The following is a 19,065-nucleotide window of genomic DNA, read 5'->3' as shown; positions in this document are numbered from 1 at the left end:
GATAAAAAAATTAACACAACCTCAAAATAATACGAAAAAAATATGGCGAAAAAGTATTTAAAAGATGAGATAAACGAGGCTAAAGCTCAACAAGAGTGAGTGACAACTGAAATGAATGTAGATTCCCAGCCTACAAATAAAGATACAAAAGTAAATAAAACCGAAGTTCGCCTTGCACAAACTTACAAAAACTATAAAGTATATGGTCAAGATCTCATTGTAAAAGTAGATAAAAATGGAGTAATTACAACTGTTAGTGGTAAAGTTGTCCAAAATTTAGACCAACAACCTAATCTTACTATAACAAATTTTTTGTCGAAAAATGAAGCAAAATCTACATTACGTACTACACTTCAAATTCCAAGCGACTCAGCTGAGACGGAATTCTCTAGTGAAACCGTTGTTTATAAGAAAAAAGAAGTTTACCACTCATAGGTAAACTTCTTTTTATATCCATCCCTTTTCTTCCGCAATTGTAATTGCCTCAATTCTATTTTTTGCTTCCAGTTTCGCTAATACTTCAGAAATATAATTACGTACTGTACCAGGCGAAAGATAAAGCATCTTAGCAATTTCATTTGTAGTCTTTCCTTCTTTCGCAAGTACCAGCACTTCTTTTTCACGATCTGATAGCGGATTTTGTTCCTGCCATAAGCCAAACATTAGCTCCTGCGAAATTTCTCGCTTCCCTTTCATGACATTTCGAATTGCTGAAGCTAAGTCCTCGCTTGGGCTATCCTTTAATAAATACCCGTGAACACCAGTTTTCATTGCCCGTTCAAAATAACCTGGTCGTGCAAATGTTGTTAAAATCATTACTTTACAAGGTGACTTTTCCTTCTTCAGCGCTTCAGCAACATCTAAACCACTTTGAATCGGCATTTCAATATCCATAATACTTATATCAGGCCTTAGCGATTCGATTAATTTTAACGCCTCTTCCCCATTCGCAGCCTGACCAACTACTTCAATATCATCCTCTAGATCAAGCAGGGCTCCTAACGCACCACGAAGCATTCGCTGATCTTCTGCAATAATAATTCGAATCATGCCCTCACCTCATCTTTTCCTGTTCTAATAACAACTGGTACTTTTACTATTAATAGTGTCCCTGGATTTATCGTTTTTAGTTCAACAAACCCATCAATAAGGGCGATCCGCTCCTTCATACCGCGAATACCGTTTCCATCATGATTTTGATTTTCCAAACCTACGCCATTATCCTCTACTTTCAAAATCAGTTCACCTTGCGATTCTAATACAGATACAATGCACTCCGTCGCCTTACTATGCTTTACAATATTCGTAACTGCCTCACGCAAACACATTCCTAAAATATTTTGTTCAATTGGTGATAACGAACTAGAATTAGCTTCTTGTTTTACTTCTAATTCAATATTAGCCGCTTGTAAAATTGCTTTTATTTGCTCAAGTTCTTCTTCCACTGTAATCATACGCATATCAGAAATTAACTCGCGCAGTTGTTTTAAAGCAGTACGAGATGTTTGTGTAATCTCCTTCGCCTCTATACTTGCGCGTTCTGGATTCTTCACAATCAATTTCTCCACAAGCTGACTCTTTAAAGTAATAAGAGATAACGTATGCCCTAACGTATCATGAAGATCTCTTGCGATTCGCTGACGTTCTTCACGTTTTACTAAGTCTTTAATTTGTTCGTTTGCTTCGTTTAGTTGATTTTTTAACATCTTTTTTTGATTAAAATTACGCATTCCAAATGGCGTAAGAAGCATTAAAATAAACATTGGAACTATATTCACTAAATTTGTAGTTGTTAAATGCTTAAAATATACGAATATAAAGGCCCCAAGCATTGTAATCAACAGTCCTAACAACACTCGAAATACTTTCTTACTTGGCGCAAAGCCCATCGCACTTGCCGTGAAAAAACCAAAAAATATCATAAAAGCATTATAAAATAAGGCAAATAAAAAGATGAGTACCATTTGAATACATGCCCATAAAATGAACGTCTTATTAACAAAATAAAGTTGACGGTATGTGATAATAAAAAGCACCAACATACCGCTCCCTATCCCAAGTTTCCACCCTGATACCTGCGTTAGATGGTAAATCGGAAATAACAGATACACTAACCACATATACGGGAAGAAACCCATCTGTTTCGGAAAAACTTCAAACCTCTTCTTCTCTATCATTTATACCGCTTCCTGTCTTTTTCTTATATATATTGATACTACAACAAATATAAGGAAATAACCTCCTAGTACCGCGATATTTTCCCAACCAACTGATTTCCCAGCTACAATGTCCCATGCACCGCTTCCAAAGTGGTATGTTGGTGTCCATTCACCAATAGATCTTAATATTTTCGGGAACACTTCAATTGGCATCCATAATCCACCGATTACAGCCAGACTCATATTTAAAATATTGGCTAAACCAGCTGCTGCATCCGCCTTCTTAATTGAACCTATTACTGTTCCAAGGGCTAAAAATGGTGTCACGCCTAGTAATAGCCATAATCCTGCACCAATCCATTGGCCTATCGTTAACTCAACATTATTAATTAATATTCCTGCCATAAAAATAACTAAGATTGAAAAAGCATTCACTACTGTTTGAGCAATAATTTTAGCTGCTAAATATGCTCCCTCTGGAAGCGGTGTAATTTTTAACAAATGTGTCCATCCTTGCCCTTTTTCCTGAGAAAGTCTCACACCGAAACTAAAAAGGGCAGTCCCTACAATACTGAAAGTCGCCATTGAAATTAAATAATGTGCTTTCCATGCATCTCCGTTTTGCGGGACTTGAACAACATTTGTAAAGATGTAATAAAACATAACTGGCATTAATAATGAGAAAAAGATGAATAATTTATTGCGGAACGTACGTAAAACCTCTATTTTACATTGCATCCATAATGCTCTCATGCGATTCCCTCCTTCTGATTTGCAACAAACTGTTCAAATGCTTCATCGAGGCTTCCACGTTCAACTGAAACGTCTGTTACAGGTAGATTCCTCTGATAAATTGCTTGTAAAGTGGCATCTGTATCTTCCGTCGTTAAAGTGAAGCGCCCTTCATTTGACTGTACTTCTGTTACATGCGGTAAGTCCTTTAGTAAACTCTTAGGAATTTTCTCTTTCGAATAAAACGAGATTGTTTTTCGAGAAATAGTCGCTTTCATCTCATCTGGTGTGCCATCTGCGATAATCTTTCCGTTCGCAAATAATAAAATTCGATCTGCTAGCGCATCCGCTTCTTCTAAATAATGTGTTGTTAAAATAATCGTTTTCCCTTCACTTGCTAATTTTCTAATCGTTTCCCAAAACGTTTTTCGAGATGTTATGTCCATCCCTACAGTTGGTTCATCTAAAAATAACAACTCTGGATTCCCTGCAAGTGCCAGCGCAAAATTTAACCTTCTTTTTTGACCGCCCGATAATTTCTCACATCTTTGCTTTCTTTCTGGTTCTAAGTTTGACAACTGCAGTAATATTTCTTTCTCTACAGGATTCGTATAATAACTACGGAATAACTCAATTGCCTCTTCTACCGTGATACTATCAATCACACTTACTTCTTGTAGCATCGCACCAAGGCTATTACGAACATCTCTATGCTTCGGACTCTTTCCAAATATAGAGACATTCCCCTCTGTCGGATCTTTTAATCCGAGCATCATTGAAATTGTCGTTGTTTTCCCCGCACCATTTGGACCGAGTAATGCTACTATTTGCCCTTTATTTACATGAAATGAAACGTTATTTACTGCTTTTTTATGTTTAAATGTTTTAGAAACACCATTTACTTCAATAATCTTTTCCATCTCTCCACCCCCGCCGTTTCTTATATTTACATTGTATGTGTTGGAAAAGTTAGGAAATAGTATGATGCGTCATGACATCCATATGACAATTGTCATGTATTCTTTGTGAGAGGAATCAACCCGCATACTGCAAGCGAGTAGCAGGAGCAAAATAAACATGATACAATCGGATAAGATATATATTCGAGGAAGGACAGTGGTTTTCATGATTATTCGTAATGAACAAGATTTAGAAGGTTTACGAAAAATCGGCCGCATCGTTGCACTTGCACGCGAAGAAATGAAACAACAAGCGAAGCCAGGTATGACAACGAAAGAGCTTGATTTAATTGGTAAAAAAGTATTAGATGAGCACGGTGCTATATCAGCACCTGAAAAAGAATATAAATTCCCAGGTGTAACTTGCATTAGTATAAACGAAGAAGTTGCTCACGGTATTCCAGGAGATCGTGTATTAAAAGAAGGCGACTTAGTAAACGTAGACGTATCAGCAGCACTTGACGGTTATTATGCAGATACAGGTATTTCATTTGTTCTTGGTGAAGACGAAAAAAAAGAAAAGCTATGCCAAGCTGCGGTAGATGCGTTTTGGGAAGCAATGAAAAAAATAAAAGCTGGATCAAAACAAAACCAAATTGGTCGTGCTGTTTCTAACTTTGCACATAAAAATGGATACAACGTTATTCAAAACTTAACTGGTCACGGCATTGGGCTTAGCTTACACGAGGCTCCAAATCATATCTTAAGCTACTATGATCCAATGGATAATGCACTTCTAAAAGATGGTCTTGTTATCGCTGTAGAGCCATTCATATCTATGAAAGCAGATCATATTATTGAGCGCGGGGATGATGGTTGGACATTCGTTACACCTGATAAAAGTCTTGTTGCACAATGTGAGCATACAATCGTTGTAACACGTGGCGAACCGATTATCTTAACCGAAATATAATAAAAAGCAGCCGTTTTGTAGATTCCTGTTACTGAAACGGCTGTTTTTTATTATTTTTATGCATGTAAAAGCTTATATAAATAAAAAGGTGGTGCATCAAAGCATCACCTTCTTAACGGGGTGAGGCTGTCCAAAAGTACGGAAAACTCTTGAACAGCCTCGTATTTTCATATGGATGCCTTACATATATCACTGATGATAATTATGAAATGCGGAAACATAGTTACCATCACATGATTCAAACATGAGAAAAGAAACCCTATAACGGATTCCTTTTCCCTACATAATCTAAAGTTTGGGTACACTAGATTCATACAATGTAGGAGCCTTCAGAACAGAAAGCAAACCTTCATTTAGAATGATAGCATACATATACTCACTAAAAATATGCAAATATACATATAGCGTTTCTTATCCCACTCATTAACGTTTTACTTTATTTCTCAATGTTAATAGATTGAAATTTCAGAAATCCAAGAGTAAAATAAAGTCGTTCGTCTTCTTTTGTCAGTCAGAGAGAATAGAAGAATGGGAGAGGAAAAAATGAGAAAATCACTGAAACAAAAAATAGTAAGCTCCTTGCTTACTGTATCACTCGCCTTTAGCTTAGCTCCAATTGTTCAAGCAAAAGCTGATTCTACATCAGAAATTACACAGGCCCCATCTATTACAAAACAAGTTGATGCAAGCCGCGCCATCGAACATATCCGTTTCTTATCCGAGACAATCGGTCCCCGCCCTGGTGGTACAAAATCAGAAGAATGGGCTTCTCGCTACGTTGGTATGCAGCTTAAATCAATGGGATATGAAGTAGAATATCAGCCCTTTCAAGTACCGGATCAATACGTTGGATTTATCGAATCACCATTATCCACAAAACGTAATTGGCAAGCTGGCGCTGCTCCCAATGCACTAATTTCTACAGCAGCTATCACAGCACCACTTATCTTCGTTAAAAATGGAACAAAATTAGATGAAATTCCGAATGAGGTTAGCGGAAAAATTGTTTTATTCGAACGAGGTGCAACAGTAGCGGATTATAATAAGCAAGTTGAAAATGCTGTTAGTAAAGGGGCAAAAGGGGTTCTTTTATACAGTTTAATTGGAGGACGCGGAAACTATGGACAAACTTTCAATCCTCGCTTAACGAAAAAACAATCCGTACCTGTATTTGGCCTTGCTTACGCTCAAGGGAATGCATTTAAAGAAGAAATTGCGAAAAAAGGAACAACAATCCTTTCTTTAAAAGCTAGACACGAATCTAATTTAACATCACTAAATGTCATTGCAAAAAAGAAACCAAAAAATAGTACAGGTAATGAAAAAGCAGTCGTTGTAAGTTCGCACTATGATAGCGTCGGTGGCGCACCTGGTGCCAATGATAATGCTTCTGGGACTGGATTAGTATTAGAATTAGCTCGTGCTTTTCAAAATGTAGAAACTGATAAAGAAATTCGCTTTATTGCTTTCGGTTCCGAGGAAATGGGTTTACTCGGTTCGGGTTATTATGTGAATAGTCTATCTCAAAAAGAACGTGACCGTATTTTAGGTGTCTTTAATGCTGATATGGTGGCAACAAATTATGATAAAGCAAAGAATTTATACGCTATGACTCCTGATGGTTCTACAAACCTTGTAACGGATGCCGCTTTACAAGCAGGTAAACAATTAAATAATGATCTCGTTCTTCAAGGAAAATTCGGTTCTAGTGATCACGTGCCATTTGCTGAAGTGGGTATTCCCTCCGCTCTATTTATTTGGATGGGTGTCGATAGCTGGAATCCATTAATCTATCATATCGAAAAGGTATACCATACACCTCAAGATAATGTATTCGAAAACATTTCACCTGAACGTATGAAAATGGCATTAGAGGTCATTGGAACCGGTGTCTATGATATCCTTCAATCTAACGTGAAAGCAGGACAAAAAGCTGCTTAATACTATTTCCAAGCTACCGATTAATCGGTGGCTTTTTATTAAGGAAAAATAAATATGTATAAAAACATGTTTATTACATGGCATTATCATATAGAATAAAAAATTGCAAAATATGCATAATAGCATATTTATTACATGGTATTACCATGTAGAATAAAAATTGTAATAATAGTGATTACGTCTAATAAAGAGGCTTTTCCATTATGAAAAAATTATTCTTGCAGGTGCGTTAACTTTAACTTGAATTTCAGGAACTAATGCCTTTATTCCTGAAACAAACGCTGCTGCAGCTACTCAAGAACAAAGCTTTACAGAATACTATTTCTAAATTCGCCATAAAAATGGCCATACAGTCATCCAAAACTTAATGGAACATGGTCATTGATCTTAAATTACATGAGATACCACACCGCATTCTAAGCTTATGGTCCAATGGATAATAGACTTCTTAAAACCGGTTTTGTTATCGCCTTAGAGCCGCTTATCTCTATGAAAGCTGACCATATTATTGGGCTGCCGATTGAGTCCAACTTGAAACTGTTCTCTTTTTCTATAAAAAAAACCTTCAGGTTGCATTCTTCTCTTCACTTTATCGTGAAGTTTTTTGAATACTTACCTAAAGGGCGTAATATCAATAGTAATTTTTCAACTTGTCTGCTACTCAGATTACGGTTTAATCAATAATCTAAAGCTCTTTTATTATTTTATTAGCTGACGAGCAAATAGAATTCCACCTAAAAGGAACAATACCATACCGCCAAGAATTGAAATCGTTTCTGCTGATGTTCCTCCTGTGTTAGGAAGTAATGTTGGCTTATCATTTTCTGTAGTAGGTGGAACTTTTGAATCGCTATTTTTGTCTGTATTTGTGTTTGGATCTGTGCTCGGATCTTTTGGATCTGTGCTTGGATCTTTTGGATCTACACCTGGTTCGTCCTTGATTTTTGTATTCGTGATGTCATAACCATTTACTTCGGATTTGTATCCCGCTACTGGTTGTTCTTTCACTTCATACTTGTACGCTACTCCGTTTGCATCATATACTTGTAGTTTTTCAAACGTGTACTTCCAGTTTGTTGCCACGCTTACTTCTTTCGTGTCAATCACTTTTCCATTTTGTAATAAGTCTACTTTGATGGATACTGGACGATCTATTGCGTTATTATCATCCCAAACTTTCTTACCACTGATTTCTGTTGTTTCTGTATTTTTGTAAGTGTTCGTAATTGTTGTTCCGTCTACTTTTGTTTCATATCCATTTACTTTTACTTCACTTACTGTGTACTTGAACTCGTTTCCTTTTTCATCGTACTTTGGTAGATCTTTGAAGCTGAAATTCCAGTTGCCTTCTTTATCAGCTTTCACTTCTTGCTTGTTAAACTCTTTACCATTTTGAAGCAATTGAACCGTAATACTTTCTGGGCGTGTGTTGAACTTGTTGTTGTAGTCTTCCCAGACTTTCTTACCACTAACTTCAGTTGTTTCTGTATTTTTGTAAGTGTTCGTAATTGTTGTTCCGTCCACTTTTGTTTCATAGTCTTTCACTTTTACTTCACTTACTGTGTACTTGAACTCATTTCCTTGTCCATCGTACTTTGGTAGATCTTTGAAGCTGAAATTCCAGTTGCCTTCTTTATCAGCTTTCACTTCTTGTGTTTGGAACTCTGTTCCATTTTGAAGCAATTGAACCGTAATACTTTCTGGGCGTGTGTTGAACTTATTGTTGTAGTCTTCCCAGACTTTCTTACCACTAACTTCAGTCGTTTCCGTATTTTTGTAAGTGTTCGTAATCGTTGTTCCGTCTACTTTTGTTTCATATCCGTTTACTTTCACTTCACTTACTGTGTACGTGTATGCATTTCCTTGTCCATCATACTTTGGTAGGTCTTTGAAGCTAAAATTCCAGTTGCCTTCTTTATCAACTTTCACTTCTTGCTTGTTAAACTCTTTACCGTTTTGAAGCAATTGAACCGTAATACTTTCTGGGCGTGTGTTGAACTTGTTGTTGTAGTCTTCCCAGACTTTCTTACCACTTAGTTCTGTTTTGTCCGTATTTTTATAAGTGTTCGTAATCGTTGTTTCGTCTACTTTTGTTTCATATCCGTTTACTTTTACTTCACTTACTGTGTACGTGTACGCATTTCCTTGTCCATCATACTTTGGTAGGTCTTTGAAGTTAAAATTCCAGTTGCCTTCTTTATCAGCTTTCACTTCTTGTGTTTGGAACTCTGTTCCATTTTGAAGCAATTGAACCGTAATACTTTCTGGGCGTGTGTTGAACTTGTTATTGTAGTCTTCCCAGACTTTCTTACCACTAACTTCTGTTTTGTCCGTATTTTTGTAAGTGTTCGTAATCGTTGTTCCGTCTACTTTTGTTTCATATCCGTTTACTTTTACTTCACTTACCGTGTACGTGTACGCATTTCCTTGTCCATCGTACTTTGGTAGATCTTTAAAGCTGAAATTCCAGTTGCCTTCTTTATCAGCTTTCACTTCTTGCTTGTTAAACTCTTTACCATTTTGAAGCAATTGAACCGTGATGCTTTCTGGGCGTTTACCAAACTTATTGTTGTAGTCTTCCCAGACTTTCTTACCACTAACTTCTGTTTTGTCCGTATTTTTGTAAGTGTTCGTAATCGTTGTTCCGTCTACTTTTGTTTCATATCCGTTTACTTTTACTTCACTTACTGTGTACGTGTACGCATTTCCTTGTCCATCGTACTTTGGTAGATCTTTAAAGCTGAAATTCCAGTTGCCTTCTTTATCAGCTTTTACTTCTTGCTTGTTAAACTCTTTACCATTTTGAAGCAATTGAACCGTGATGCTTTCTGGGCGTGTATTGAACTTGTTGTTGTAGTCTTCCCAGACTTTCTTACCACTAACTTCTGTTTTGTCCGTATTTTTGTAAGTGTTCGTAATCGTTGTTCCGTCTACTTTTGTTTCATATCCGTTTACTTTTACTTCACTTACTGTGTACGTGTACTCGCTTCCTTGCTCATCGTACTTTGGTAGATCCGTGAAACTAAAGTTCCAGTTGCCTTCTTTATCAGCTTTCACTTCTTGTGTTTTAAATTCTGTTCCATTTTGAAGCAATTGAACTGTGATGCTTTCTGGGCGTTTACCAAACTTATTGTTGTTGTCATTCCACATCTTCGTTCCTGAAACAGATGTAGCTTTCACTTTATTTGGAATATCCAGTTCGACTCCATTTTCATCATCTGATTTTATTTCAAACTCTACTTTTTTCTGAGGATCGAAATCAATATAGTCTGGAGCTGAAGCCTCTTGTACATAATATTTACCTGGTGATAATTGAGGAGTTTCAACTATCCCTTTTTCATTTGTTTTATATTCGCCCCCAACTTGTTCACCAGACTCTTTATACAACTTAAACGAAACATTCGGAATTACTTTTTCTTTATTTCCTTCAATATGCTTAACAATTTTCAGCTTTCCTTTTGGAACCTTGTTACCAGTAGCACCACCGCTAGCTTCCATATTTTCGACTGGGTAACTGCCCGATTCATTAACTGGCTCTTTGTTCCAAACTTGGTAATCAATCGTATAATCATTCTTAAAAAACTCTTGCTTCTTCCCTGCTTCCGTTATAGTAGAGCTATAACCAATCGAAAAGGCGGCAAGACGTGCTTTATCCTTATTAAGCACAACTTTAAATGATCTGTCACCAGTAAAGGTAATCGTTCCGTAACCTTGCTTTTCAAACTCTTGTAGCGTTAAATATCGATTACCTAGGTAATTATCTACACTTATATAGAAACTATCCTTATTAAGTGTTTGACCTTCCTGTAAATTATCAGTCACAACAATATCACGACTTAACTCTTCTTTATTTAAATTTATATTCAAGAACCAACGTACTTCATTGTCCTTACCTGAGTTCATATCACCAGTTTTATAAAAAAACGGTGGCTTTCCAGGATCTGTGCCACCACCACTACTTGGACCGGTAATTGTTACAGACTGCTTATCTACAGTTGTACCGAAATTAGTTTCAATCTCTTTCTTTTGATCCGTTCCTACATTAGTAGCTTCCACGAAAAAGTTTAAATACCCTTGAATATTTTCATATGTATCCACTTTATCATTAAATGTACATACCACAGTACCTGCAGTGACTTTACAAGTACCATAGTCATCTAATGGAAACTCCCTATCTAATCCTTTTAATTCTGGAGGCAGTGTTAATGTTAGTGTGTCTCCAGGCTTCAGACCAAGTCCATCTTTTTCACTGAAGTTTACAGTGACTTTAGTCCGTTCTGTGGTACTTAGATTTGTTTTACCAATCTGAAAACTATCCACAAGTCCTGCTGTGTTTAGTTCTTGTGCATTTGCTACTATAGGTAGCAAACTCTGACCTATAGTAAACATGAAAATCATTATAATCGAAAAAATCGAAGTAACTCTTTTTAAATACATATTTTATGTTATCCTCCTATAAAATTAAAAATAGATAGATCCTGGTACAAGCATACTATAACAAAGGTTCTACAATTCAATGTCATTAAGCCAATTTACTAAAATATGTTTGACAGCTATTATCATCTTTTTCTCTTTTTCAATCCTTCTATTACTTAGAAACTTGCAGTTTGGCTCTTATATAGATTCGTCTAATTCCCCTGACATTTCATTTCTCGTATATACTGTTTAACAAAAACAGATACAGGACAAATTTTGATAAAGAAATTCAAATTACAAGTACACATGAACGGACCATAGAATAACTTTAAAGTCAGAAGAAGACAGTTCGAAAAGCACTCACGATAAAACTCATAACAGTCTTTCGTCTTATTATGCCGTAGAGTTCTCGAAATTTCTTCATATTCAGCGCAAACGTTTGCCCTATAAATACAGAAAAATTCGTTACCGACAAGTATGGCCTAGCTACTTCACAGTAAATATGCATTTGGTCAACTTCCTTACTTATCCTCCTAAAGAATAACAAGAAGTACCATCTATAATCGAAATTAGCATATCAGCCAAGGAAAGTTCGAACTGTGAAACATACTTGGATACTCGTATTCTAAAAGATGTTATTGAAGATGCGTTTTCTGCCATTATAAGTTGCGGTGAAATTGGCCATATGTTAAAACCTTTTGTGTTTAGTTACACAGCCGACCTACACACCGAAACAAGTAGAACAAGAAGCGTTCCACCGCCAGCATTATATAATTAAAAACGCTCTGGATGAAGTATTGTTTGCCTATGCAAGATGATAGTCATATTCTCCAAATTTGAATACAGTGGACCGAATTTGGGGGTAACTAAAAAAGAGTATGATTGTCAACTGATTTCATGTAAATCGCATAGAAATACGAAATTCAGCCTTTTCATTTTTGGAGTATATAAATAAGTGTCGAGAAAAAACACTTTGCCTAATGGGTTCCATGGCTATGTCGAAGAATTAAAATGAGCTTATATATGATGATAATATCAAAACCGAGAGATTTATATCCTTTCATTATTTTTTATCAAATCATGAAAACTTCAATTGTACTATATGTACTATTTTAAACATATCCCCCTAGTTTCTTGACTAAGCTGGAAGTTTTCAAGATTAATTACTAATTGGTTAGATACTTGGTTAGATGAATTGTTATTTTAGTATTTGGCATAGCTGTAACAATGTTTTTTACAACAATCACACCATTTCCTAGTAACATTCCACCAACTAATAATACATATATGGATTTTTGATAATTTTACCCCCAACAGTCTATTATTCTAGAATCGTTCCTAAAAATCAATAGTTAATTGGTATTTTACTATTTTCACTTCATCACCATAACATATATTTGTCACATGTATTTATATTAGAAAACTGAAATAAAAAAAAGAGACAGCTCTGCCATCTCTTTTTTATTTCAGTTTACCCTCATCAAGACGTACGTGAGGTTCTTCCCCATACGTCTTTTCGTTGATCTTCTTTCTTTGACATCTAATCAGTGTATAGACTGATCAGATGTCTTTATATCAACTTGTATATCACTTCTAAACAAAAATAAGTATCTTTTCTTTTGTCTATTACATTTTTTCTGGTGCAGATACTCCTACGATTGCTAATGCATTTTGAAGTGTAGTGCGTACTGCTTTCATTAATTCGTAACGAGCTTTACTTAATTCTAAGTTATCTTGGTTTAATACTTTTTCTGCATTGTAGAAGCTGTGTAATGCTGCTGCTAATTCAAATGCATAGCTTGTAATGCGGTGTGGCAGACGTTTTTGCGCTGCATCCGCAACTACAGCTGGGAATTCACCAAGTTTTTTCAGTAACTCTACTTCTTTCTCAGAAGTAACAAGTTTGTAATTCACGTCTCCGCCTGTAGCTAATCCTAACTCTTCACCTTGACGAAGGATACTGCATACGCGAGCATGAGCATATTGTGCATAGTATACTGGGTTTTCATTAGATTTTGATACAGCTAAGTCCATATCAAAGTCTAAATGAGAATCACCGCTACGCATTGCGAAGAAGTAACGCATTGCGTCCACGCCTACTTCTTCCATAAGCTCACGAAGTGTAACTGCTTTACCTGTACGCTTACTCATCTTCATTTTTTCACCATTTTGGTACAGTTGTACCATTTGGATGATTTCTACTTCAAGTGTTTCTTTATCGTAACCTAGCGCTTGAATAGCAGCTTTCATACGAGGAATGTAACCGTGGTGGTCAGCACCCCAAATGTTGATTAGCTTATCAAAACCACGCTCTAATTTATCACGGTGGTAAGCGATATCTGGCGTTAAGTATGTGTAAGAACCGTCGTTTTTAATTAATACACGGTTTTTATCGTCACCATAAGTCATTGAACGGAACCAAGTTGCTCCGCCTTCTTCAAAGATTTCATCACGCTCTTTTAATACAGCAAGAGCTTGATCAATTTTTCCGTTTTTGTATAATGATGTTTCTGAGAACCACACATCGAAGTTAACACGGAAGCTTTCTAAGTCTTTTTGAAGTTTTGCTAACTCATATTTTAAACCGTATGAACGATAGAATTCATAACTTTCTTCTGCATCAGCTTTTGCATAACGATCGCCAAACTCTTCAGCTAAGCGTTTACCGATTCCAATGATGTCCGCACCATGGTAACCGTCTTCTGGCATTTCTTTCTCTAAACCTAAAGCTTGCATGTAACGAGCTTCAACAGAAAGAGCTAAGTTATGAATTTGGTTACCAGCATCATTAATGTAGTACTCACGAGATACATCATATCCTGCTTTTGCTAATACGTTACATAAAGTGTCACCTACTGCCGCACCACGTGCATGTCCTAAGTGAAGATCACCTGTTGGATTCGCAGATACGAACTCAATTTGTACTTTTTCACCTTTACCAGTATTCGTTTCACCGTATGCTTCACCAGCGTTGACGATTGTTGGGATTAAGTCTGTTAAGTAGCTATTATCCATGTAGAAGTTAATGAAACCAGGACCAGCGATTTCAATTTTTTCAATAGAAGCTTTTGCTTTATCGAAGTTTGCAACTAAGTCTTCTGCAATCATACGAGGTGCTTTTTTCGCAACGCGTGCAAGTTGCATTGCCATATTTGTAGAGAAGTCACCATTTGTTTTATCTTTTGGAGATTCTAATACAACGTTTGGAATTTGTTCTTCTGTCGCTAGTTCTGCCTTTAATACAGCAGCTTGAATTTCTTCTTTAATCAATCCTTTTACTTGTTCTAAAGAATTCATTATTTTGCCTCCTTCAAATTAAGTGTAATTGTATATCTGCCAGCTTCTTGTTCACTTAGAAGCAATGCGTACGTTAAGAAGAGTTGTCCTTTTTTCTTTTCATCCGACCATTTAAAAAGAACGTTATCAGTTTTCGTTTGCAATGCAAACGTACCAAGTTCACTCGTATACGTACCAGTTGTCCATTCACCTTTCACATGCGTCTGACGCATAGAAATAGCACCTGAACGCATAATGAGAACTTGTTCATCTTGAATTTTAATAATTGTTTTCACTTCGCCTTGTTCGTTCGGCTCTTGGAATGTTATATATGTACCTTGACCTTTTACATAGTATTGACCATTTGCTTCAAAAGCAACGGTTTCCTTCCTCGCCCCTTCACGGATTTCTGTTACGAAATGAACGTGTACCGGCAAGCCTGCAAGTTGTTTCTTCACGTCTTGCACACCCTTCAAATGTTATAGATATTAAATACTACTTATAATAAATCACTTTTCCTATCATATCAAAAAAAGACTCTGTCTGTCTGCTGAAAAATCAGGAAAACTCCTTTTCAAAAAATAATTCACCTTCACTTTATTTCATATGTTAAAATATTTTTTAAATCTAAATATTCTTTCATTTAAAGGGGTGAATTTGGTGCTACCAACAAAATTAAAAAAAGGTGATGAAATAAGGGTTATTTCACCATCTTGTAGTTCAAGTATTGTCTCAAATGAAAACAGAGACCTTGCTATAAAAAGATTAACCGACATAGGCTTTCAAGTTACATTCTCAAAATATGCTGATGAGATAGATCGATTCGCTTCCTCTTCTATTTCTTCACGAGTTCAAGACCTCCACGAAGCATTTAGAGATCCTAATGTAAAAGCCATTTTGACGACACTTGGCGGATACAACTCTAATGGTTTATTGAAACATCTCGATTATGATTTAATTCGAGAAAATCCGAAAATTTTCTGCGGTTATTCTGATATTACCGCTTTAAGTAACGCGATTTATGCTAAAACAGGCTTAGTTACATATTCAGGTCCTCACTTCTCTTCATTTGGAATGGAGAAAGGGCTCGATTATACGACCGATTACTTTTTAAAGTGCTTAACTTCTCATGAACCTATTGAAATACTACCAGCTGAAACTTGGAGCGATGACTCTTGGTATATGGATCAAGAAAATCGAGAATTTATTAAAAATGAAGGATATGTTTCAATTCAAGAAGGGGAAGCGATGGGAGATATTATTGGTGGCAATATGAGCACATTTAATTTACTGCAAGGTACACCATATATGCCAAGCTTACAGGACAAAATTTTATTTCTTGAAGAGGATAGTTTAACAGGAAAATCTACCCTAAAAACTTTTGATCGATATTTACATTCTCTTATGCATCAACCTGACTTTGAACATGTAAAAGGCATTGTTATAGGACGAATGCAAAAAGGAGCAGAATGTACGATAGAAGACATTCAAGAAATGATTGCTTCAAAGCCTGAACTTACACATATACCTATCATTGCAAATACAAGTTTCGGACATACAACTCCTATTTTTACTTTCCCAATTGGCGGAAGGGCAAAAATCATTTCTAATAAAGAAAGTTCAGCTATCACCATTTTAACGCACTAAAAAAGGAGCGAACGATTCGCTCCTTTTATGGTTTTTCTATTTTTTGCAACGCTTTTTGCGGGATTGATTCTTTCGAGATTTCAGCCCATCCTTTTCCCTGCATACCTTTTGCATAAATTTTTATAAAAGCACCCGTATGCAATTCACGGTTCACCATTCTTTTAATAACTTGTAGCTTTCCATCTTCTGTATACCCTTTAAATGTATACAAATATTCATCGTCTTTTTTCTCACTTTTATCTATAACAGCATAATAATCTTGTATTTCTTTATTTGAAAAGAAGTTGTCTACAAAAGCATGCACACCTTCTGTTTTCGTGTTTAAATAATATGCTGTTCCACCTAAAATAATGGCGAACACAGCTAAAACTTTAATTACCAATTTCATAAATGCGCCTCCTGTTTGCACTTCTTTCTCACTAGCCGTATGTCTATACCTGTATTATACGAAAAAAGGCATACTATACTCTATCGAAATGCCTTACACTTTCCTTACATTATTGTAAGAGTTTTTCACCTTACAGCAATTTCCCAATAAAAATTTTTTCCGTTTAACAAACTTTTATATTATTATTGAATGATACAAATTTTTATTACAAAAATCAAAGGAGACAATTTTCAAATGGCTATCTTGCAAGGTTTAGCACTATTACTTGTTGTACTTTGTCTATTTACACTTTTCAGTTACCGTGCGCCTTACGGAATGAAAGCAATGGGCGCTTTAGCTAATGCAGCAATCGCAAGTTTTCTTATTGAAGCATTTCACCGTTATATTGGTGGAGAAATGTTTCATAATGACTTTTTACAATCAGTAGGAGTAGCTTCTGGTAGCATGAGCGGTGTCGCAGCGGCAATTTTAGTCGCATTAGCAATCGGTGTCTCACCCGTATACGCTGTTTTAATCGGTATAGCTACTAGTGGATTCGGTATTTTACCAGGATTTTTCGCTGGATACGTTTGTGCTTTCGTCGTGAAATTTCTCGAAAATAAATTACCAGCTGGTGTAGAATTTTTAGCAATTCTATGTATTGCCGCACCAATTTCACGTGGAATGGCCATGCTTATGGATCCACTCGTTAACGCAACACTCGGTAAAATCGGTTCTATGATTTCAGTTGCGACTACAGAAAGTCCTATCATTATGGGTATTATGCTTGGTGGATTAATAACAGTTATTTCTACATCTCCATTAAGTTCTATGGCACTAACTGCAATGCTTGGATTAACTGGTTTACCAATGGCAATTGGTAGTCTTGCCGTAGCAGCTTCTGCCCCAATGAACTTCATTTTCTTTAAACGACTAAAAATCTGTTCAAAGAAAGATACAATCGCCGTGGCAATCGAGCCGTTAACACAGGCCGATGTTGTCTCAGCAAATCCAATTCCTATCTATATGACAAACTTTGTTGGCGGTGCGCTTGCCGGTATTATTACGTCGCTATTCCAGCTCGTTAATAATGCACCAGGGACAGCATCACCAATTCCAGGACTTCTCGTACTGTTCGGATTTAATGATGTAATAAAAGTAACGATTGCTGCCGTATTATGTGGAATCGTTACCACTATTATTGGATACGTCGGTTCCATTGTGTTCCGCAAATATCCAATCCGTTCTGCTGATGAAATTCGCGGAATTACTTCGGAAGAGAAAGTTGCGTAAAGAAAGGGAGCTATTCTCATCGTTTGAGAATAGCTCTTTTTTATGTCGCATGACGGTAAGTGAAATTATATTGAACACAACTCCGCATATATCGACGTTTCGACAAAGGATATCGACTTAACTACTAAATAAGACAATAATAACCTACCTATTAATAAAAGAAGCCGGCTCAAAACACTTTTTGAGTCGGCTTCACTTTTACTTTATCCAGCTACAGCGGCTAGAATGATCGGTGGCTTCGCTTCTTCCTTCGAGGCAAAAAACGCCTCTACGTCTGAAGCTCCATCCCCCTCACATTCTGAGCGAGCCGCTTGCGCTTTTATTTTATCCAGCTACAGCAGCTAGAATCCCCGGCCATTTCACACTCTCGTTCGAAGCCAAAAGCGCTTCTTGGTCGAGCGTTCCAATGACCTGCGATTCTGAGCGAGCTGCCTACGCTTTTATTTAACCCAACCGAGCAGCATTTCCCGCACGAATTTGCTTGCTGCGATTGGTGTTTGATCACTATGATCGTAGACTGGAGCTACTTCTACTAAGTCTGCTCCGACTACTTTTATATTTGAATTTGCAATTGCTACGATGGACTCTAATAGTTCTTTAGATGTGATACCTCCAGCTTCTAATGTTCCTGTTCCAGGAGCGTGAGCTGGGTCTAATACGTCGATGTCAATTGTGACATAGACTGGGCGTCCTGCAAGTTTCGGTAATACTTCCTTTAACGGTTCTAATACGTCAAATTTATATAAGTTCATACCTACTTCTTTTGCCCATTCGAATTCTTCCTTCATTCCAGAACGAATACCGAAAGAATATACGTTTTCCGGACCAATTAAATCGCACACTTTACGAATTGGTGTAGAGTGGGATAAAGGCTCTCCCTCATATGACTCACGTAAGTCAGTATGAGCATCCATATGGATGATTGCTAAATCCGGATATTTTTTTGCCATTGCCTTAAAAATTGGCCAAGACACTAAGTGCTCTCCGCCGAGACCTAGTGGAAACTTACCGGCATCTAATAGTTTTGTTACATATTCTTCAATCATGTCTATGCTGCGCTGTGGATTCCCAAATGGTAATGGGATATCACCCGCATCAAAATATTTTACCTCTTCTAGTTCACGATCTAAATACGGACTATATTCTTCAAGACCGATTGATACTTCACGAATACGTGCAGGGCCAAAGCGAGATCCTGGACGGAAACTTACTGTCCAATCCATAGGCATCCCGTAAATAACTGCCTCTGACTCTTCAAAACTTGGATGACTTTTAATAAATACTTTACCTGAATAAGCTTCATCAAAACGCATATTCTTTTCCTCCTTATGTGGAACTTAAGGTATCCCAACCTTTCACTAT

At 36.6% G+C, this 19,065-nt stretch carries 14 protein-coding genes and 1 pseudogene; 6 read left to right on the top strand and 9 right to left on the bottom strand.

The window, feature by feature from the left end; all coding sequences use genetic code 11:
- Positions 1-111 precede the first annotated feature (111 nt).
- Positions 112-435: a hypothetical protein gene (locus tag BG05_RS05100; protein ID WP_016127619.1), complete on the top strand. Its 324-nt coding sequence runs from the start codon at positions 112-114 to the stop codon at positions 433-435.
- 12 nt (positions 436-447) lie between these two features.
- Here the strand turns inward: BG05_RS05100 and BG05_RS05095 are convergent, their stop codons facing one another.
- The 4 genes from BG05_RS05095 to BG05_RS05080 are packed head-to-tail and all read right to left on the bottom strand — an operon-like array spanning position 448 to position 3,811.
- Positions 448-1,050 carry a response regulator transcription factor gene (locus tag BG05_RS05095; protein ID WP_002089785.1) on the bottom strand — a complete coding sequence of 201 codons (603 nt, stop codon included), beginning with the start codon at positions 1,048-1,050 and terminating at the stop codon, positions 448-450.
- On the bottom strand, positions 1,047-2,177 hold the full coding sequence (locus BG05_RS05090) for a sensor histidine kinase (RefSeq protein WP_002184515.1): 1,131 nt from the start codon (positions 2,175-2,177) through the stop codon (positions 1,047-1,049). The genes BG05_RS05095 and BG05_RS05090 overlap by 4 nt, the downstream gene beginning before the upstream one ends.
- Positions 2,178-2,912 carry an ABC transporter permease gene (locus BG05_RS05085; RefSeq protein WP_002184514.1) on the bottom strand — a complete coding sequence of 245 codons (735 nt, stop codon included), beginning with the start codon at positions 2,910-2,912 and terminating at the stop codon, positions 2,178-2,180. It abuts the gene before it with no gap.
- The gene (locus BG05_RS05080; RefSeq protein ID WP_002184513.1) at positions 2,909-3,811 is read right to left on the bottom strand and encodes an ABC transporter ATP-binding protein; all 903 of its coding nucleotides are present in this window, start codon (positions 3,809-3,811) and stop codon (positions 2,909-2,911) included. The genes BG05_RS05085 and BG05_RS05080 overlap by 4 nt, the downstream gene beginning before the upstream one ends.
- Before the next feature lie 157 nt (positions 3,812-3,968).
- Between BG05_RS05080 and map the strand changes: the two genes are divergently transcribed.
- From map to BG05_RS29185, 3 genes and pseudogenes are all read left to right on the top strand, one after another.
- The gene (gene map / locus BG05_RS05075) at positions 3,969-4,763 is read left to right on the top strand and encodes a type I methionyl aminopeptidase (protein WP_002184512.1); all 795 of its coding nucleotides are present in this window, start codon (positions 3,969-3,971) and stop codon (positions 4,761-4,763) included.
- A gap of 543 nt (positions 4,764-5,306) precedes the next feature.
- A complete protein-coding gene (locus BG05_RS05070) occupies positions 5,307-6,704 on the top strand; it encodes a M28 family metallopeptidase (RefSeq protein WP_002184510.1) in 1,398 nt (465 codons plus the stop codon).
- A 334-nt stretch (positions 6,705-7,038) separates the two neighbouring features.
- Positions 7,039-7,214 (top strand): annotated as a pseudogene (locus tag BG05_RS29185) (type I methionyl aminopeptidase); the annotation flags it as partial.
- A 189-nt stretch (positions 7,215-7,403) separates the two neighbouring features.
- Here BG05_RS29185 and BG05_RS28770 read toward each other — a convergent pair.
- The 3 genes from BG05_RS28770 to BG05_RS05050 all read right to left on the bottom strand — a co-directional run bounded on the left by BG05_RS28770 (position 7,404) and on the right by BG05_RS05050 (position 14,854).
- Positions 7,404-11,093: a Cna B-type domain-containing protein gene (locus BG05_RS28770; protein ID WP_234706359.1), complete on the bottom strand. Its 3,690-nt coding sequence runs from the start codon at positions 11,091-11,093 to the stop codon at positions 7,404-7,406.
- 1,653 nt (positions 11,094-12,746) lie between these two features.
- Positions 12,747-14,417, bottom strand: a complete 1,671-nt coding sequence (gene argS / locus BG05_RS05055; protein ID WP_002184507.1) for an arginine--tRNA ligase — start codon at positions 14,415-14,417, stop codon at positions 12,747-12,749.
- Complete coding sequence (locus BG05_RS05050; protein WP_002089794.1) at positions 14,417-14,854, bottom strand: YwiB family protein; 438 nt, start codon at positions 14,852-14,854, stop codon at positions 14,417-14,419. The genes argS and BG05_RS05050 overlap by 1 nt, the downstream gene beginning before the upstream one ends.
- Positions 14,855-15,002: 148 nt before the next feature.
- On the opposite strand from BG05_RS05050, the gene BG05_RS05045 reads away from it, so the two are divergent.
- On the top strand, positions 15,003-16,043 hold the full coding sequence (locus BG05_RS05045; RefSeq protein ID WP_003192597.1) for a S66 family peptidase: 1,041 nt from the start codon (positions 15,003-15,005) through the stop codon (positions 16,041-16,043).
- Between the two features lie 25 nt (positions 16,044-16,068).
- Here BG05_RS05045 and BG05_RS05040 read toward each other — a convergent pair whose 3' ends face one another.
- Positions 16,069-16,431, bottom strand: coding sequence for a YxeA family protein (locus BG05_RS05040; RefSeq protein WP_002130097.1), 363 nt, complete (start codon positions 16,429-16,431; stop codon positions 16,069-16,071).
- Between the two features lie 234 nt (positions 16,432-16,665).
- Between BG05_RS05040 and BG05_RS05035 the strand changes: the two genes are divergently transcribed.
- The gene (locus BG05_RS05035) at positions 16,666-17,703 is read left to right on the top strand and encodes a PTS sugar transporter subunit IIC (RefSeq protein ID WP_002184505.1); all 1,038 of its coding nucleotides are present in this window, start codon (positions 16,666-16,668) and stop codon (positions 17,701-17,703) included.
- Positions 17,704-18,143: 440 nt separating this feature from the next.
- Here BG05_RS05035 and speB read toward each other — a convergent pair whose 3' ends face one another.
- On the bottom strand, positions 18,144-19,016 hold the full coding sequence (speB, locus tag BG05_RS05030) for an agmatinase (RefSeq protein WP_002016350.1): 873 nt from the start codon (positions 19,014-19,016) through the stop codon (positions 18,144-18,146).
- Positions 19,017-19,065 lie beyond the last annotated feature (49 nt).

The sequence above is a fragment of the Bacillus mycoides genome, from assembly GCF_000832605.1.
Lineage (GTDB): Bacteria > Bacillota > Bacilli > Bacillales > Bacillaceae_G > Bacillus_A > Bacillus_A mycoides.
The sequence above is the reverse complement of the archived record's forward strand: the minus strand, read 5'-3'. Positions and strand labels throughout refer to the sequence as shown.

Excerpts from the sequence above, each read along its gene's own strand:
- BG05_RS05100 (WP_016127619.1), top strand. The coding sequence starts at position 112 with ATGAATGTAGATTCCCAGCCTACAAATAAAGATACAAAAGTAAATAAA.
- BG05_RS05095 (WP_002089785.1), bottom strand. The coding sequence starts at position 1,050 with ATGATTCGAATTATTATTGCAGAAGATCAGCGAATGCTTCGTGGTGCG.
- BG05_RS05090 (WP_002184515.1), bottom strand. The coding sequence starts at position 2,177 with ATGATAGAGAAGAAGAGGTTTGAAGTTTTTCCGAAACAGATGGGTTTC.
- BG05_RS05085 (WP_002184514.1), bottom strand. The coding sequence starts at position 2,912 with ATGAGAGCATTATGGATGCAATGTAAAATAGAGGTTTTACGTACGTTC.
- BG05_RS05080 (WP_002184513.1), bottom strand. The coding sequence starts at position 3,811 with ATGGAAAAGATTATTGAAGTAAATGGTGTTTCTAAAACATTTAAACAT.
- map (WP_002184512.1), top strand. The coding sequence starts at position 3,969 with ATGATACAATCGGATAAGATATATATTCGAGGAAGGACAGTGGTTTTC.
- BG05_RS05070 (WP_002184510.1), top strand. The coding sequence starts at position 5,307 with ATGAGAAAATCACTGAAACAAAAAATAGTAAGCTCCTTGCTTACTGTA.
- BG05_RS28770 (WP_234706359.1), bottom strand. The coding sequence starts at position 11,093 with ATGTTTACTATAGGTCAGAGTTTGCTACCTATAGTAGCAAATGCACAA.
- argS (WP_002184507.1), bottom strand. The coding sequence starts at position 14,417 with ATGAATTCTTTAGAACAAGTAAAAGGATTGATTAAAGAAGAAATTCAA.
- BG05_RS05045 (WP_003192597.1), top strand. The coding sequence starts at position 15,003 with ATGTTAAAATATTTTTTAAATCTAAATATTCTTTCATTTAAAGGGGTG.
- BG05_RS05040 (WP_002130097.1), bottom strand. The coding sequence starts at position 16,431 with ATGAAATTGGTAATTAAAGTTTTAGCTGTGTTCGCCATTATTTTAGGT.
- BG05_RS05035 (WP_002184505.1), top strand. The coding sequence starts at position 16,666 with ATGGCTATCTTGCAAGGTTTAGCACTATTACTTGTTGTACTTTGTCTA.
- speB (WP_002016350.1), bottom strand. The coding sequence starts at position 19,016 with ATGCGTTTTGATGAAGCTTATTCAGGTAAAGTATTTATTAAAAGTCAT.